We start from the raw sequence: 14,981 nt of genomic DNA on the forward strand, positions 1-14,981 counted from the left end.
GGTCTCAGCTCCGTTCGTAGACGATGTCGCCGCCGACGGCGGTGGCGACGACGTGGATCGAATCCAAAGTGGACTCGTCGGTCGGGTCGGCCGAGAGGACGGCGAAGTCCGCGAGCTTGCCGACCTCCAGCGTGCCCAGGTCCTTCTCGGCGAAAGCCGCGTACGCGGATCCGTACGTGTACGCGCGCAGGGCTTCGGCCGGCGTGAGCCGCTCATCGGGACCCAGCACGACACCGGACGCGGTCTTCCGCCGCACCATGTCGGCCAGCGCGAGCAGCGGCGCGCCCTCGACGACGGGGCGGTCCGAGCTGGCCGGGAGCACGCAGCCCGCGTCGAGCAGGCTCTTGAGCCGGTAGCACCACGGTTCGCGCTCGGGTCCCAGCGCGGCCCGCATGCCGTCGCCGATCTCGTTGACGAACCGGCCCTGCGGCGACGCGACCAGCCCCAGCGACGCCAGCCGCTTCAGCTCCCCGGGCCGCAGCACCGCGCAGTGCTCGATGCGGTGCCGGTGGTCGGGCCGCGGGTCGGCCTTGAGCGCGGCTTCGTAGGCGTCGAGGACGACGGTGATCGCGCGGTCGCCGATGGCGTGCGTCGCGATCTGCCAGCCCGCCTTGTGCGCGGCTGCGATCGTCCGCGCGATCTCGTCCTCGGGCACCTGGAAGTAGCCGACGTTGTCCGGCTCGCCCGCGAACGGCTCGTGCATCGCGCAGGTCCGGCCGATCAGTGATCCGTCGGCGAACAGCTTCATCGCGCCGATCCGCAGCCATTCGTCGCCGAACCCGGTGCGCATCCCCAGGTCCAGACCGAAGCCCGCACCCGCATCGAGGTCGTGGAGCACGCTCGCCGCGACCATCACCGTGCTCCGCACGCGCAACACCCCGCGTTCGCGCGCCAGCTGGTACGCGGCGAGTTCGGCGGGGGTCTCCCCCACGAGACCCCCGCCGATCCCGGCCTCCTGGACACTCGTGATCCCCTCGGCCAGATACCGCTCGCCCGCCCTGTCCAGCCCGCGGACGACCCGCTCCACCGGCGTCGGGTAGGTCAGCGGCCGCAGCATGAGCTGGGCCTGCTCCCGCAGGAGACCGGTCGGCGAACCGTCCTCGTCGCGGACGACGTCGCCGCCCACGGGCACGTTCCCCAGGTCCAGGCGCTCCAGTACCGCGGAGTTGACCACGGTCATATGCCCGGAAGTGTGCTTGAGCCGCACGAGGTGGCCAGGGGCGGCGCGATCGAGCCCCTGCCTCGTCGGATGGCCGCCCACGAGCTTGTTCTGGTCGTAACCGCTGCCGATGATCCAGCCGCCCGGCGGCGTCTCGGCCGCGCGCCGCGCGACGGCGTCGTACACCTCGTCGACACTGCGGCAATCCGAAAGCGCGACGTCGTCGAGGGCCATGCCGAACCAGGCCATGTGGTTGTGCGCGTCGTGGAATCCGGGCACGACCACCGACCCGCCGAGATCCACGCGACGTTTCGCGGAAAGCGCGGCGGCGTCGTCGCCCGACGCGACAATCCGCCCGTTCAGCACCGCAAGCGATGCGGATTCCTCTGTTCCGGTGAGGAACCGGGCGTTCTCGTAGACCGTGTCGACCCGCATGGATTCGACTCTATCGATCGATCGATCGGTCGTCTAGGCTCGGCGTCATGAGCACCGTGGACTACGCACTCGACGACGGCATCGCCGTGATCTGGCTGAACCGCCCGGAGCGGCTCAACGCGGTGGTCGCCGAACTGGTCGACGACCTGCTGGAGGCGCTCGACGCGGCCGCCAAATCGGACGCGCGCGCCGTCGTGCTGGCCGGCCGGGGAAGGGCGTTCTGCGCCGGTCACGACCTCAAGGAGCCCACCCCGCCGGGTGATTCACGCCCGCGACTCGACCGGCTACAGGACGTGACGCGCCGTCTTCGCGGACTGCGCCAGCCCGTCATCGCCGCGGTCCACGGCTACGCGATCGGCGCGGGCGCCGAGTTCGCGATGGGCTGCGACCTGATCCTCGCCGCCGAAGACGCGGTGTTCGCCTTCCCCGAGGTCTCCTTGGGCCTGAGCGTCACGGGCGCGGCCTCGCGGTTGCTGCCACTGCTGGTCGGCCCGCTGAAGGCCAAGGAACTCCTGCTGCTGGGCGAGCGCGTGAGCGGCGCCGAAGCGGCCGGACTCGGCCTGGTCAACGCCGCCCTGCCCGTCGACGATCTGATGGACACCGCCCTCGCCTGGGCGGCCAAGATCGCCGCGCATCCGGCGGCCGCGGCCACGATGGCCAAACGCGCCCTCGATTCCGGCATCGACAGCTCCCTCGACGCGGCCCTCGAACTCGAAGTCAGCCACGCGCTGATCACCGAGCACTCCGCCGAGGTCGCCGCCTCGGCCGAGGCTTTCCGGAGCCGGGCATGACCTCGTTCGCCGGAATCGACACCCTCCTCGGACTGACCACCAGGGCAGCCGCGCTCTGGCCGGACAAGACGGCGTGGATCTTCGACTCCACCGGTGAAAGCTTCACATTCGCCGACGTCGACGCGCGCAGCACCGAGTTCGCCCGCGCGCTGCTGGAACTCGGCGTGGAACCGGGTGACCGGGTCGCGGTGATGCTGCGCAACCAGCCCGAGTTCCCGTTGCTGTGGCTGGCCTTGGCCAGGATCGGCGGGGTGCTCGTCCCGGTCAACACCGGGTACCGCGAGTTCGACGGCGCCCACGTGCTCCGGCACTCGGGCGCCAGGTTCGCCGTGGCCGCCGAGGAATTCCTGGAGCTGCTGAACAAGATCGCGCCGGAGACCTCGCTGGAACGCGTGCTCACACCCGGCGAACTCGCCGGTTCCGGTGCCGCCCCGGCCTTCACGAGCGAAGCCGAACGGCCGGTCAACATCCAGTACACCTCGGGAACCACGGGCGCACCCAAGGGCTGCGTACTGCCGAACCGGTATTGGACGACACTCGCGATCGGCCTGGCCACGGACTACCCGTCGGTCGGCACGGACGACGTCATCCTGACCGCGCAACCGTTCCACTACATAGATCCACAGTGGAACGTCGCGCTGGGGCTCGCGGGCGGCGCGACCCTGGTGGTGCTCGACCGCTTCCACCCGTCGACGTTCTGGGACAAGATCCGCGAACACGGCGTCACCTGGTTCTACTGCCTCGGCCTGATGCCCACCCTCCTGCTGCGGCAGCCGGAAAGCGAGCTGGACAAGGCACACCAGGTGCGCGCGATCTGCGCTTCGGCCATCCCGCGCGACCTGCACGCCGCGCTCGAAGCACGCTGGGGCGCGCCGTGGTACGAGGCCTTCGGCATGACCGAGACCGGCGGCGACATCCGGATGTACCCGGCGGATCACGAGGAGACCGTCGGCACCGGCTGCCTCGGCAGGCCGACGCCCGCCCGCGAGGTGATGATCGCCGGCGAGGACGGGAAACCGCTGCCGCGCGGGGAAACCGGTGAGCTGCTGATCCGCGGGGTCGGCCTGATGCACGGCTACCACGACGATCCCGAAGCGACCAGGCGCGCCTTCGACGGCGGCTGGTTCCACACCGGCGACCTGGCCACAATGGACGCCGAAGGCCGCGTGTACTACGTGGGCCGCACCAAGGACATGATCCGCCGCAGCGGCGAGAACATCTCCGCGGACGAGGTCGAACGGGCGCTGCAGCTGCATCCCGCGGTCAAGCTCGCCGCCGTCATCGCGGTGCCGGACGACATCCGCGGCGAGGAGGTCAAGGCGTACATCGTCCTCGACGAGAACGAGCGGCACCGGTGCGAGCCTGCCGAGCTGGCGGAGTTCTGTTCGACGAAACTGGCCTACTTCAAGGTTCCCCGGTTCTGGGCCATCGCGGCGGAGCTGCCGATGACGCCGTCCGAACGGGTCGCGAAGGGCGAGCTGAAGAAGGCGGGCGACCTCCGCGCCGGTTCGTGGGACAGGACCACCGGGACATGGTTGTGAGCACCCGGGAGAGAGTCCGGCAGGCGGCGGTGAAACTGTTCGCCGCCAAGGGGTTCCACGGCACCGGCATCCGGGATCTGGCGCAGGAGGCGGAGCTGTCGTCCGCCAGCCTGTACCACTACATGGGCACCAAAGAGGATCTGCTGGTCGCCATCATGAACGAGTCGCTGCGGCGCCTGCTCGACGCGGCCGAGCGGGCGACCGCCGGACTCACCGATCCCGTGTCGCGGCTCGGCTCCCTGGTGGCGCTGCACGTGCTCGCGCACGCCATCCAGCCGGATGACACCCGCGTGGTGGACAACGAGGTCCACGCGCTCACCGCGGGTGCCAGGGCCGAAGTGGTGGGACTGCGCGACGCCTACGAAAGACTGTGGGCGGACGCCATCGAGGACGGTGTCGCGGCGGGCGCTTTCCACACCGACCAGCCTTCGGTGACCCGGCTCGCGCTGGTGGAGATGTGCAGCGGGGTCGCGCGCTGGTATTCGCCGTCGGGGCCGCTCACCCTGGATCAGCTGGCCGCGCATTACGCGGAGCTGGCGCTGCGGGCGCTCGCCTGCGAAGGCCGGCTGGACGTCACGGCGTTGCAAAACTGCCGTGAAGTGGTCTCGGGAGTGTGGCGAGTGCCCGTTTAGCGGCGACTCATACCCCCTACGCCTTGCTCAGACGGCTTCTCTGGGGGACGCTCGAAGGGTGACTGAGCAAACGATCCAACTCGAACTGGACGACTCGGGTCTCTCGCCGGCGTTGCCGGTGCCTTCGAACCCCCGTGATCAGGTGCAGGACGTCCCCTACCGCCCGGTGGGCTTCCGCGACGACGACCTGCCCACGGCGCTCGAACGGTGCGCGACATGGCTACGCCAGGCTCAGGAGTGGCTCGGGGAACCGGTCGATGTGCTGGCCGTCCATCTCGACTACGACGACCGCAAGGGTTCGCCGTACTACGACGTGAAACTTCTCTGCAACGAAGAGGACCTGGCCGGGGTCCCGATCGCGATGCGGAACCAGAAGGACGAGGACTAGAGAAAGTCCGTGAAGGCCTCCTTCCCTACGCTCAAGGTAGGGAAGGAGGCCTTCACGGCATGTACGGCCGTTAGGCAGTGCCAGGCACTGTCAGCCTAAGGTGCCGCCGACCTTGACGTGCCCCTTGAGCAGGTTGCGCGCGATGGTCCGGCGCTGGATCTCGTCGGTGCCCTCGTAGATCCGCAGCAGCCGCAGTTCGCGGTACCACCGCTCGACCGGCAGCTCCCGCGTGTAACCCATCCCGCCGTGGATCTGCAGGACGCGGTCGACGATCTCATTCGCCTTCACGCCGCCGTACAGCTTCGCCATCGACTGCGCGTGCCGCGAGTCCAGCTTCTGGTCGACCTGCCAGGCGGCGTGCAGCACCAGCCAGCGCAGGGCCTCCAGCTCGGTGCCGGAGTCCGCGATCATCCACTGGATGGCCTGGCGCTCGGCGATCTTCTGCCCGAACGTCTCCCGCGTGTTCGCGTGCTCGATGGCCATGGAGATCAGCCGCTCGCAGGAGCCGATCGCGCGGGCGGGCAGCAGGTAGCGGCCGGCGCCGATCCACTGCATGGCCAGGTCGAAACCGTGGCCGAGCTCGCCGAGGATCTGCGTCTCCGGCACGCGGACGTCCTCGAAGACCAGCGACGCCGGGCCCCATTCACCCATGGTGTCGATGTATTCGGACTTCCAGCCGGCGTCGCGGTCGACGAGAAAGCAGGTGACACCGCCGTTCGCGCCCTTCTCGGGGTCGGTGATCGCGAAGACCATCACGAAGTCGGCCTCGTTGCCGCCGGTGATGAACGTCTTCTCGCCGTTGATGACCCAGTCGGTGCCGTCCTTGCGGGCGGAGGTCCGGATGGCCTTGGCGTCCGAGCCGGCGCCCGGCTCCGTGATCGCGAAGCACGACTTGCGTTCGCCCGAGATCGTCGGGAGCAGGTAGCGCTCCTTCTGCTCGTCGTTGGCGTAGTAGAGGATGTTGTCCGCGGCGCCGCCGAAGCGGAACGGCACGAACGTGCGGCCGAGTTCGGCCTCCAGCAGCGCGGTCATCACCGCGGACAGGCCCATGCCGCCGTACTCCTCGGGCGTCTGCACCCCCCAGAAGCCGGATTCCTTGGCCTTCAGCTGCAGTTCGCGCAGCTCGTCGGCGGTCAGGCCGGGCTGACCGGCGCGTTCGCGGCGCAGCACCTCCTGCTCACGCGGCATGAGGTCGCGCTGGACGAACGTGCGGACCCAGTCGCGCACCTCGCGTTCCTCGACGCTCAGAGAGAAATCCATGGTCAGCCCGCTCCTGTTCGACAGTGACTAAGCGCTCGCTTAGCTCAAGCGTACCGCTTCGATTGTCGTTCGCCGAGGAGTTGTCATAAGTTTTCGCGACCTGTCCCCATCTCGTCGAAGGGCACCAATGAGCACGGAAGCACCAGCGGCGAAGCGTGACCGCACCCATTACCTCTACATCGCCGTCATCGCGGCGGTGGCGCTCGGCATCGCGGTCGGCATCCTGTTCCCCGAGGTCGGCAAGGAACTGAAGCCGCTCGGGACCGGGTTCGTGAACCTGATCAAGATGATGATCTCGCCGATCATCTTCTGCACGATCGCGCTCGGCGTCGGCTCGGTGGCGAAGGCCGCGAAGGTCGGCCGCGTCGGCGGGCTCGCGCTCGGGTACTTCCTGGTCATGTCGACGGTCGCGCTGGTCATCGGCCTGGTCGTCGGCAACCTCCTCCAGCCGGGCACCGGACTGCACCTGACCCCCGAGATCGCCGAAAAGGGACAGGGCCAGATCGCCAAGAGCGAGGGCACCGTCGACTTCCTGCTCGGGATCATCCCGAAGACGCTGGTCTCGGCGTTCACCGAAGGCGAGGTGCTGCAGACGCTGCTGGTCGCGCTGCTCGCCGGGTTCGCGCTGCAGAAACTGGGCACGAAGGGCGAGCCGATCCGCCGCGGCATCGAGCACATCCAGCGGCTCGTGTTCCGGATCCTGGCGATGATCATGTGGGCTGCCCCGGTCGGCGCGTTCGGCGCGATCGCCGCGGTCGTCGGCGAGACCGGCTGGAAGGCGCTGCAGAGTCTCGCGGTGATCATGCTCGGCTTCTACATCACCTGCGCGTTGTTCGTGTTCGTGGTACTCGGGCTGATCCTCGGCCTGCTCGCCAGGGTCAACATCTTCAAGCTGCTGAAGTACCTCGGCCGCGAGTTCCTGCTGATCCTGTCGACGTCGTCGTCGGAGTCGGCGCTGCCGCGGCTGATCGCGAAGATGGAGCACGCGGGCGTCTCCAAACCGGTCGTCGGAATCACCGTGCCGACCGGGTACTCGTTCAACCTCGACGGCACCGCCATCTACCTGACGATGGCGTCCATCTTCATCGCGGACGCACTCGACAAACCACTGACCATCGGCGAGCAGATCTCCTTGCTGGTGTTCATGATCATCGCGTCGAAGGGCGCGGCAGGGGTCACCGGCGCGGGGCTCGCGACGCTGGCGGGCGGGCTGTCCTCGCACCGGCCGGAGCTGGTGGACGGCGTCGGGTTCATCGTCGGCATCGACCGGTTCATGTCCGAGGCCCGCGCGCTGACGAACTTCGCGGGCAACGCCGTCGCGACCGTGCTGATCGGCACTTGGACCAATGAGATCGACCGCGAGCAGCTGGATCGGACCCTGAACGGCCGATCACCGTTCGACGAGGCGACGCTGCTCGACGAACACCCGAGTGATCCGGTGCGGGATCGGGTAAAAAGGGAGACGTGATCGAATGTGCGGTCCGCTGGTCCCCGCCCCTGCCCGCCGAACCCCGGTTCCTGGCCCTGCTCGACGAGCTGGAGCAGGGCCGGTACGGAAACTACCGCCAGGACATCGACAAACGCCGGTTCCTGACAGGCAGGGTCTTGGCCAAGACGGTCGCCGCCGAGCGGCTCGGCATGGCCGTCGAGGACGTGAGCTTCGACGCGACCTGTGACGACTGCGGCAAACCGCACGGACGACCCCGGATCCCCGGCGCGCCGCTGATGCTGTCGATCTCGCATTCCGGCGACCTCATCGGCGTCGCGGCCACCGCGGGGACGCCGGTCGGCCTCGACGTCGAGACGGCCACCAGGCGGGCCGAGGACTCGCTCATGGAGTACGCGCTGACCCCCACGGAGCTGGCCGCGATCTCCGGGCTGTCCGACGACGAGCGCACGACGGCGTTCTTCACCTACTGGACGCGCAAGGAAGCCGTCATGAAGGCCACCGGGAAGGGCCTCAAGATCCCGCTGCAGAGCATCACGTTCTCCGGCCACGGCGAGCAGGCGCGGCTGGTGCGGTCGAGCCATCAGGCCCTCGACCCGGACCGGACCCGCCTCGCGGACCTGAAGGCGGCCGAGGGCTACCGGGCCGCCGTCGCGCTGCTGACCTCGGACGACATCGCGGTAACCGAAGACTTCGCGCCCCTCTGACTCCACGCGTTTCGTCCTCTGAATGCGGTAGTTGCGCGTGCAAGTACCGCATTCAGAGGACGAAACGCGTCAGATCTCCAGGCCCATGGCGGCCAGCAGGGTGCGGAACTTCGCCGAGGTCTCGTCGAGCTCGGTCCGGGGGTCGGAGGCGGGCACGATGCCGCCGCCGGCGTACAGCCGCATGGAGGTGTCGGCGATTTCCGCGCACCGGATCCCGACGGCCCATTCGCCGTCCCCCGCCGCGTCGACCCAGCCGACGGCACCCGCGTAGTACTCGCGATCGAACGGCTCCAGCTCCTGGACCAGTGAGCGCGCGGCCCCGGTCGGCGTGCCGCAGACCGCGGGGGTCGGATGCAGCGCGGCGGCGAGGTCCAGCGCGGTGACGTCCTCGTCGATCAGCTCGCCGGTGACGGTGGTCGAGAGGTGCCAGATCGCCGGGGTCGAGACGAGTTCCGGGCCGCGGACGTCGAGGGTACGGCAGAACGGCCGCAGGATCTCGACGACGGACTCCACCACGACGGCGTGTTCGACGTGGTCCTTTTCGGACGCCAGCAGCGCCTCACCGTTCGCCTTGTCGATCGCCGGGTCCGCGGAACGGGGCATCGACCCGGCATGCGGGCGGGACACCACGGCGCCGCCGGTGCGGGAAAGCAGGAGTTCGGGAGTGGCGCCGACCAGCGTGCGGCCGCCGGGCAGCTGCGCGGCGTAGGTGGTGTGCCGGGGGTTCCCGTTCGCCAGGTTCCGGACGACCTCGGCGACCGGGACGGCCTCCTCGAAGTCGAGGTCGAGCGCTCGGGCGAGGACGACTTTGCGCAGGTCACGGTCGCTCAGCGCGGAGACGGCCGCGCGGACGGCGGCCAGATGCGCCTCGGGTTCGGGCACGGGAGAGACCTTGACCGGCCGGGGAAGCGCGGTGCGCGGCGGGACGGTCGCGTGGTCGGAAGACGCGCGATGGATCGCACGGGGCAAGACCAGATGCCCCGGCATCGAGGTGGTGTCGAACGGCAGCACACCGACCGCGATCGACGCGCCCGAGTCGGTGAACAGCCCGGGGAGCACCCGGGACAGCCGCGACGGCTCGGTCTCGGTCGCGGTGGCCACGGCCCCGCTCGCGAGGAGCGCGTGCCGTGCCGTGGCCAGGAGGAAGTCGCCCCGCTCGTAGCGGGCGGCCAGGTCTGCCGGGGTCGCCGGTGCGGTACTGGTCGTCACCCCACCAGCGTCCCAGGCTCCGGCTGAGACCAGGGGAAAGTGTTGCCCGGGCAACAGCCTCTCAGGCAACACCTTCCCCCGGACAGCCCGTGACCTGGGCGGAAGCGTTACTTCAGCGCCTCGAGAAGGGCCTCGCGCTGCCGCTCGCCCAGGCCGGCGGCACGCCGGTCCGGGTCGATCCCGGCCTGCTCCAGCAGGGCGGCGACCTTGACCGCGCCCAGGCCGGGCACGGCCTTCAGCAGCTGCGTGACCTTCGTCTTGCCGATGGTCTTGTTCTCCTTGGCCTGCTTGAGCACCTTGTCGATGCTCTCCTTGCCGGACTTGATCGACGCAAGCAGCTCGGAGCGCGCTTTGCGAGCCTCAGCCGCCTTGGCGAGGGCATCGGCGCGCTGCTCCGGAGTCAACGTGGGCAGAGCCAACGTAGTAGTCCTTTCATCTCAGGTCTCCGCTTTCGCGGCCGACGGCCTTTAAACCATGCTTGCAAGAGCAAGCGCTGGCCAGCCGTCTCTGTACCACGGCTCCAGTAAACGCCACCCGTTCCTCGGCCGTGAAACCGACACGCACTTATTACCCCTCGACCACGCCGCGGGCAACCCGCCCCAGCCTGCGGAAACACGCCGTTCGAGCGGCGATTCGCCCGCGTTCATCACCCTTATGAGCGATGTCATCACTTCGCACAGTCGGCCATTTTTCGTTTCATGGCACGAAAAATACGAATTATTGAGGATCTTGGCCCGAACCGGCGAACACCCGTTAGCGCGACACTGTGACCGAACGGTTGCCTGCGATGTTACTGACCGGTTCACCCCTCCCGGATTAGAGTCGGCGCAACCCCAGTTCACCGGAGAACGAGCACCACGGGAGTACGCGATGTTGAGCACGATGCAGGACGGGCAGCTGTCACTGGGCAGGCTGCTCCGCCACGGCACCACGGTGCACTCCGAGAGCGAAGTCATCACCTGGACCGGTTCAGAAGCCCGCCGCGAGACCTATGGCGAGCTCGGCAAACACGCCGCGAAGCTCGCGAACGCGCTCCGGAGCCTCGGTGTCACCGGCGACCAGCGCGTCGGCACCTTCATGTGGAACAACGCGGAGCACATGGCCGCCTATCTGGCCATCCCGGCCATGGGCGCGGTGCTGCACACGCTGAACATCCGGCTGTTCCCGGAACAGCTCGTCTTCGTCGCCAACCACGCCGAGGACCAGGTCGTCATCGTCGACGGCACGCTCGTCCCGCTGCTGGCCAAGCAGCTGCCCGAGCTGAAGACCGTGCGTCACGTCATCGTGGCCAACGGCGACGCCTCCACCCTCCGGGCGCCGGACGGCGTCCAGGTGCACTCCTACGCCGAGTTGCTGGCCGGCCAGCCGGACACCTTCGACTGGCCCGAAGTGGACGAGCGTTCGGCCGCCGCGATGTGTTACACGTCGGGCACCACGGGTGACCCGAAGGGCGTCGCGTACTCCCACCGGTCGATCTGGCTGCACTCCATGCAGGTCACGATGTCCGACAGCATGCGGCTGGCCCAGCACGACAAGGCCCTCGCGATCGTCCCGATGTTCCACGCGATGGCGTGGGGCATGCCGTACGCGGCGATGATGGTCGGCGCCTCGCTACTGATGCCGGATCGCTTCCTCCAGCCCGCGCCCATCGCCCAGATGCTCGAGGCCGAGAAGCCGACCTTCGCCGGCGCCGTCCCGACGATCTGGCAGGGCCTGCTCTCCCACCTCGACGCGAACCCGCAGGACATCTCGCATCTGCGCGAGGTCGTCGTCGGCGGATCGGCGGCACCGCCGTCGCTGATGCACGCGTTCGAGGACCGCTACGGCGTACCGATCCTGCACGCCTGGGGCATGACCGAGACGTCACCGCTGGGCAGCGTGGCGCGTCCGCCCGCCGCCGCGACCGGCGAGAAGGCGTGGGACTACCGCTACACCCAGGGCCGGTTCCCGGCGTCCGTCAGCGCCAGGCTGATCGGCGACAACGGCGAGGAACTGCCGTGGGACAACGAAAGCGTCGGCGAGCTCGAAGTGCAGGGCCCGTGGATCGCGGCGTCGTACTACAGCGGCACGAGCGGTGACGAGCCCGACCCGGAGAAGTTCCACGACGGCTGGCTGCGCACCGGAGACGTCGGCAAGATCAGCCCGGACGGCTATCTCACGCTGACCGACCGCGCGAAGGACGTCATCAAGTCCGGCGGCGAGTGGATCTCCTCGGTGGATCTGGAGAACCAGGTGATGGCGCATCCCGCGGTGGCCGAGGCGGCCGTGGTCGGCATCCCCGACGAGAAGTGGGACGAGCGCCCGCTGGTCGCCGTCGTGCTCAAGGAGGGTCAGAGCGCCACGGCCGAGGAACTGCGCGAGTTCTTGTCCGACAAGGTCGCGAAGTGGCAGCTCCCGGAGAATTGGACCTTTGTGGACGAAGTCCCGAAGACCAGTGTCGGCAAGTTCGACAAGAAGCGGCTGCGGGCGTTCCACTCCGAAGGAAAACTCGACGTCAGTCAGCTCTAACGGGTTAATCTCCCGCGCGCCTGCCCTTCCGTGAAGGCCATCTTGAGGGACGCTGGTCCCTGAAGATGGCCTTCACTGCGTTCGGCGAAGGGTTTTGTCGGTGCGTAAGACAAACAGGCGAACGTTCCTGGCGCTCGCGGGGACGACCGTGCTCTCCGCCTGCGGATCCAACACCGTCCAAACGGGAAACCCGCCGCCGTCGACGGCCTACTCCGCCGGCGTGACCAGGCCGAAACCGAAACCGGTGGACCTCGCGCAGTGGTACCACCCGTATCCCGAGGCCGGCGTCCAGGAGGCCGTCACGCGCTACGCGGCCGCGTACCAGAAGTCCAAGGTCGCGGTGCAGTGGAATCCCGACGACTACGAGACGAAACTGAACGCCGCGCTGCAGGCGGGCCCGGTCCCCGACATCTTCGAAGGCCAGGTCACCGTCGACCGCGTCCGGCAGAACCTCCTCGTCCCACTGGACGACGTGATCGGGCCGGTGCGCGGGGATTTCAACCCCTCGGTGCTGGCGGCGCAGACGGTCGACGGCAAGGTCTACGGGATCCCACAGGCACTCGACACCCAGGTCCTCTTCTACCGCAAGAGTTTCCTGCAGGAGGCCGGGGTCCAGCCGCCACAGACGCTGGACGAACTCGTCGACGCGGCGAAGAAACTGTCCAAGGACGGCGTCAAAGGATTGTTCGCCGGCAACGACGCGGGCGCGGCGGTGCTCGCCGGGCCGCTGCTGTGGTCGGCCGGGCTCGACTACGTCAAGGACGGGAAATCCGTCGGCTTCGACGATCCGCGTGCCGCCACGGTGTTCGCGAAACTCCACGAGCTCAACGGTTCGCTGCTGCTGGGCGCTTCGACGGACTGGGCGGATCCGCTCCCGTTCATCGACGGGCTCACGGCCATGCAGTGGACCTGGCTGTGGAACCTGCCGAAGATCCAGGACACGGTGAAGGACGACTTCGGTGTCCTGGCCTTCCCTCGGCTCGACGCGGCGGGCGCGCCGTCCGTCCCGGTCAGCGGGTTGAGCGCGATGGTGCATTCCAAGAGCCTGAACCCCAACGCCGCCAAGGACTTCGTCAAATGGCTGTGGCTGGAGCGCACCGACTTCCAGCAGGAGTTCGCCACCAGGTTCGGGTTCCATCTGCCCGCACGGCTGAGTGTGCTCGACAAGGTCGCCGCGGCGGCCGACGCCGCGAAGCTGGTCAAGGAGAACGGCCGTGCCGCCGGTCCACTGTGGACTCCGGTGGCGAACACCGCGCTCGTCGACGCGCTGGGCCGGATCGCCCGCGACGGCGCCGACCCGGTCGCCGAGACCAAGGCCGCCGTCGAGGCCGTCAAAGCCGAACTGGGTCGCCTGTCCGCGTGAGCCGCCGCGAACGCACGTAAGCGACGATCAGCACGATCGACAGGATCACCGCGCCGCCATCGGTGATCAGGGAGGGGAGCACACCCGGCCAGCCGTGTTCGGCGATCACCGCCCGGTGCACTTCGAACGGCACGACGTACACGCCGAACGCCTGTGCGACGTCGACCGCGAGCACCGGCCAGAACAGCCACCGCCGGCGGAACCACACCAGCAGGCCGAGCGCGTTTCCGACGATGAAGACGTTGCCCACCAGCCGCAACGCGCCGAGATACGCGGGCGCGCCGGCGGTGTCCACCACCTTGAGCCGCATGCTCGCCTCGATCAGGTCCAGATCGATGATCACGTAGTTCTGCAGCGTCGTCCCGACGATGAAAACGGTCGAGCACAGCACCGCGACCAGGCGGATCTTCGCTGTCCAGCGCATCACTTCCCCCGTTCTCTATCCGTGATAGAGATCACTGAGGCCGCCGTCGAACTGCTGGACCTCGTCGCCGAGGCGATCTGCGCCGACGCGTTCGAGATCGACGGCGACCTGCCGTGGCGCGAACAGCTCGCGAGCGGGCTTCGCCAGTTCCGCGCCCTGCTGCTGCGTCACCGGGACGCGGCCGCACTGCTGCGCGAGCGGCCACCTACCGGGCCACACCGGCTTGGCCATATCGAGACGACCGCGCGGATCCTGCTGGACGCGGGCTTTTCGGAAGAAGACACCGCGGGGATCTCGCGACTGCTCACGGCACACGTGCTGACTTCGGTGGAGACCCTCCCCGCGCGGAAGCCGGACGAGGCGTTTCTCGATCGTTTGGCGGCCTATCCCCATGTGAGCAGGCTCGGCCCGGCTTTCGCGACGCAAAGCGGCGAAGACCTGTTCGAGCTGGGCGTCGAGGTGATCCTGGACGGGCTCGAAGCTCGGCTCCAGTGGGTCGTGAGTGGCGATTCGTGTTCTAACCCGAATCGCCACTCACGACCCGCTGGACCGAACTCCTCAACCGCCGGCGCTCACCTTTAGTCCCCGGAGACACCCCAGATCGCCAGCTCGACGGCGACGTCGTTCTCGTACAGCAGCGCACAGTTCGCGCTCCAGCGCGGGCGGCGCTCGTACGGCAGCCGTCCCGCCTTGTCGAGTTCGTCGAAGTCGGCGACGGACGGCTCCTCGGTACCGAAGGCCGCCACGAGTTCGGCGTCGGTCAGGGGCCGGATCGTGCCGAAGTCGTCCTCACCCGTGGCGCTGATGAACTCGTGGACGTCCAGCACGGAATGGGTCCCGGACTCCTGGACGCTCTCCACCTCGTACAGCTCGTCGATCGAGTCCGGGCGGCCGAGTTCGTCCTCCTCCCAGAGGTAGTCGCCCTCCTCGAAGACGCGTGCCTTCATCGCGTCCAACGCCGCTTCCGGATCGCCGTCGAACCGGCCGCGGACCGACCAAGCCGAAGCACCCACCTGGCCACCTCCCACGCTCGCCAAGCGGCCAGCGTAACCAGCCCGCTTGGCTTCTTTGGTATTCCGCCGAACGTGACAAATTTTCGCATTACCCTTTTCTGACG

Annotated in this window: 15 protein-coding genes; 9 read left to right on the top strand and 6 right to left on the bottom strand. The window is 68.4% G+C overall.

What is annotated here, in order from left to right:
* Window positions 1–4: 4 nt before the first annotated feature.
* Entirely contained in the window at window positions 5–1,594 is a 1,590-nt protein-coding gene (locus AC069I_RS14045; protein ID WP_478265574.1) for an amidohydrolase, read from the bottom strand.
* Window positions 1,595–1,641: 47 nt separating this feature from the next.
* Here AC069I_RS14045 and AC069I_RS14050 point away from each other — a divergent pair, with 47 nt between their 5' ends.
* From AC069I_RS14050 to AC069I_RS14065, 4 genes are read left to right on the top strand one after another with little or no spacing between them, the layout of a single operon-like run.
* Window positions 1,642–2,385 carry an enoyl-CoA hydratase/isomerase family protein gene (locus AC069I_RS14050; protein WP_478225355.1) on the top strand — a complete coding sequence of 248 codons (744 nt, stop codon included), beginning with the start codon at window positions 1,642–1,644 and terminating at the stop codon, window positions 2,383–2,385.
* Window positions 2,382–3,926, top strand: coding sequence for an ATP-dependent acyl-CoA ligase (locus AC069I_RS14055; protein ID WP_478225354.1), 1,545 nt, complete (start codon window positions 2,382–2,384; stop codon window positions 3,924–3,926). The genes AC069I_RS14050 and AC069I_RS14055 overlap by 4 nt, the downstream gene beginning before the upstream one ends.
* On the top strand, window positions 3,917–4,558 hold the full coding sequence (locus tag AC069I_RS14060; RefSeq protein ID WP_478265575.1) for a TetR/AcrR family transcriptional regulator: 642 nt from the start codon (window positions 3,917–3,919) through the stop codon (window positions 4,556–4,558). Before AC069I_RS14055 ends, AC069I_RS14060 begins: the two co-directional genes overlap by 10 nt.
* 58 nt (window positions 4,559–4,616) lie before the next feature.
* Window positions 4,617–4,946, top strand: a complete 330-nt coding sequence (locus AC069I_RS14065; RefSeq protein WP_016337451.1) for a hypothetical protein — start codon at window positions 4,617–4,619, stop codon at window positions 4,944–4,946.
* Window positions 4,947–5,036: 90 nt separating this feature from the next.
* Here the strand turns inward: AC069I_RS14065 and AC069I_RS14070 are convergent, their stop codons facing one another.
* The gene (locus tag AC069I_RS14070) at window positions 5,037–6,206 is read right to left on the bottom strand and encodes an acyl-CoA dehydrogenase family protein (protein WP_034308631.1); all 1,170 of its coding nucleotides are present in this window, start codon (window positions 6,204–6,206) and stop codon (window positions 5,037–5,039) included.
* A 127-nt stretch (window positions 6,207–6,333) separates the two neighbouring features.
* Between AC069I_RS14070 and AC069I_RS14075 the strand changes: the two genes are divergently transcribed.
* Both AC069I_RS14075 and AC069I_RS14080 read left to right on the top strand, forming a co-directional pair.
* Window positions 6,334–7,674: a cation:dicarboxylate symporter family transporter gene (locus AC069I_RS14075; RefSeq protein ID WP_478265576.1), complete on the top strand. Its 1,341-nt coding sequence runs from the start codon at window positions 6,334–6,336 to the stop codon at window positions 7,672–7,674.
* Entirely contained in the window at window positions 7,671–8,360 is a 690-nt protein-coding gene (locus AC069I_RS14080) for a 4'-phosphopantetheinyl transferase family protein (RefSeq protein WP_478235445.1), read from the top strand. The genes AC069I_RS14075 and AC069I_RS14080 overlap by 4 nt, the downstream gene beginning before the upstream one ends.
* Before the next feature lie 69 nt (window positions 8,361–8,429).
* Here AC069I_RS14080 and AC069I_RS14085 read toward each other — a convergent pair whose 3' ends face one another.
* Together AC069I_RS14085 and mihF are read right to left on the bottom strand one after the other, a co-directional pair.
* Window positions 8,430–9,569, bottom strand: coding sequence for an isochorismate synthase (locus AC069I_RS14085; protein ID WP_478265577.1), 1,140 nt, complete (start codon window positions 9,567–9,569; stop codon window positions 8,430–8,432).
* A gap of 107 nt (window positions 9,570–9,676) precedes the next feature.
* Window positions 9,677–9,988 carry an integration host factor, actinobacterial type gene (mihF, locus tag AC069I_RS14090; protein ID WP_005155963.1) on the bottom strand — a complete coding sequence of 104 codons (312 nt, stop codon included), beginning with the start codon at window positions 9,986–9,988 and terminating at the stop codon, window positions 9,677–9,679.
* 451 nt (window positions 9,989–10,439) lie between these two features.
* On the opposite strand from mihF, the gene AC069I_RS14095 reads away from it, so the two are divergent.
* The gene (locus AC069I_RS14095; protein WP_478265578.1) at window positions 10,440–12,077 is read left to right on the top strand and encodes a long-chain fatty acid--CoA ligase; all 1,638 of its coding nucleotides are present in this window, start codon (window positions 10,440–10,442) and stop codon (window positions 12,075–12,077) included.
* A 100-nt stretch (window positions 12,078–12,177) separates the two neighbouring features.
* On the top strand, window positions 12,178–13,440 hold the full coding sequence (locus tag AC069I_RS14100) for an ABC transporter substrate-binding protein (RefSeq protein WP_478265579.1): 1,263 nt from the start codon (window positions 12,178–12,180) through the stop codon (window positions 13,438–13,440).
* Here the strand turns inward: AC069I_RS14100 and AC069I_RS14105 are convergent.
* Entirely contained in the window at window positions 13,409–13,864 is a 456-nt protein-coding gene (locus AC069I_RS14105; RefSeq protein WP_478265580.1) for a hypothetical protein, read from the bottom strand. The two genes, AC069I_RS14100 and AC069I_RS14105, sit on opposite strands and share 32 nt — an antisense overlap.
* Before the next feature lie 21 nt (window positions 13,865–13,885).
* Here AC069I_RS14105 and AC069I_RS14110 point away from each other — a divergent pair, with 21 nt between their 5' ends.
* Window positions 13,886–14,446, top strand: a complete 561-nt coding sequence (locus AC069I_RS14110; RefSeq protein ID WP_478265581.1) for a TetR/AcrR family transcriptional regulator C-terminal domain-containing protein — start codon at window positions 13,886–13,888, stop codon at window positions 14,444–14,446.
* On the opposite strand, the gene AC069I_RS14115 is transcribed toward AC069I_RS14110, so the two are convergent.
* Window positions 14,443–14,892: a hypothetical protein gene (locus AC069I_RS14115; RefSeq protein WP_233621852.1), complete on the bottom strand. Its 450-nt coding sequence runs from the start codon at window positions 14,890–14,892 to the stop codon at window positions 14,443–14,445. The two genes, AC069I_RS14110 and AC069I_RS14115, sit on opposite strands and share 4 nt — an antisense overlap.
* Between the last annotated feature and the right edge of the window lie 89 nt (window positions 14,893–14,981).

The sequence above is a fragment of the Amycolatopsis sp. NPDC043885 genome (assembly GCF_056435685.1).

What these genes read in the sequence shown, in the direction of transcription:
- AC069I_RS14095 (WP_478265578.1), top strand. Translation starts at nt 10,440, where the DNA reads ATGTTGAGCACGATGCAGGACGGGCAGCTGTCACTGGGCAGGCTGCTC.
- AC069I_RS14050 (WP_478225355.1), top strand. Translation starts at nt 1,642, where the DNA reads ATGAGCACCGTGGACTACGCACTCGACGACGGCATCGCCGTGATCTGG.
- AC069I_RS14075 (WP_478265576.1), top strand. Translation starts at nt 6,334, where the DNA reads ATGAGCACGGAAGCACCAGCGGCGAAGCGTGACCGCACCCATTACCTC.
- AC069I_RS14105 (WP_478265580.1), bottom strand. Translation starts at nt 13,864, where the DNA reads ATGCGCTGGACAGCGAAGATCCGCCTGGTCGCGGTGCTGTGCTCGACC.
- AC069I_RS14070 (WP_034308631.1), bottom strand. Translation starts at nt 6,206, where the DNA reads ATGGATTTCTCTCTGAGCGTCGAGGAACGCGAGGTGCGCGACTGGGTC.
- AC069I_RS14045 (WP_478265574.1), bottom strand. Translation starts at nt 1,594, where the DNA reads ATGCGGGTCGACACGGTCTACGAGAACGCCCGGTTCCTCACCGGAACA.
- AC069I_RS14055 (WP_478225354.1), top strand. Translation starts at nt 2,382, where the DNA reads ATGACCTCGTTCGCCGGAATCGACACCCTCCTCGGACTGACCACCAGG.
- AC069I_RS14060 (WP_478265575.1), top strand. Translation starts at nt 3,917, where the DNA reads ATGGTTGTGAGCACCCGGGAGAGAGTCCGGCAGGCGGCGGTGAAACTG.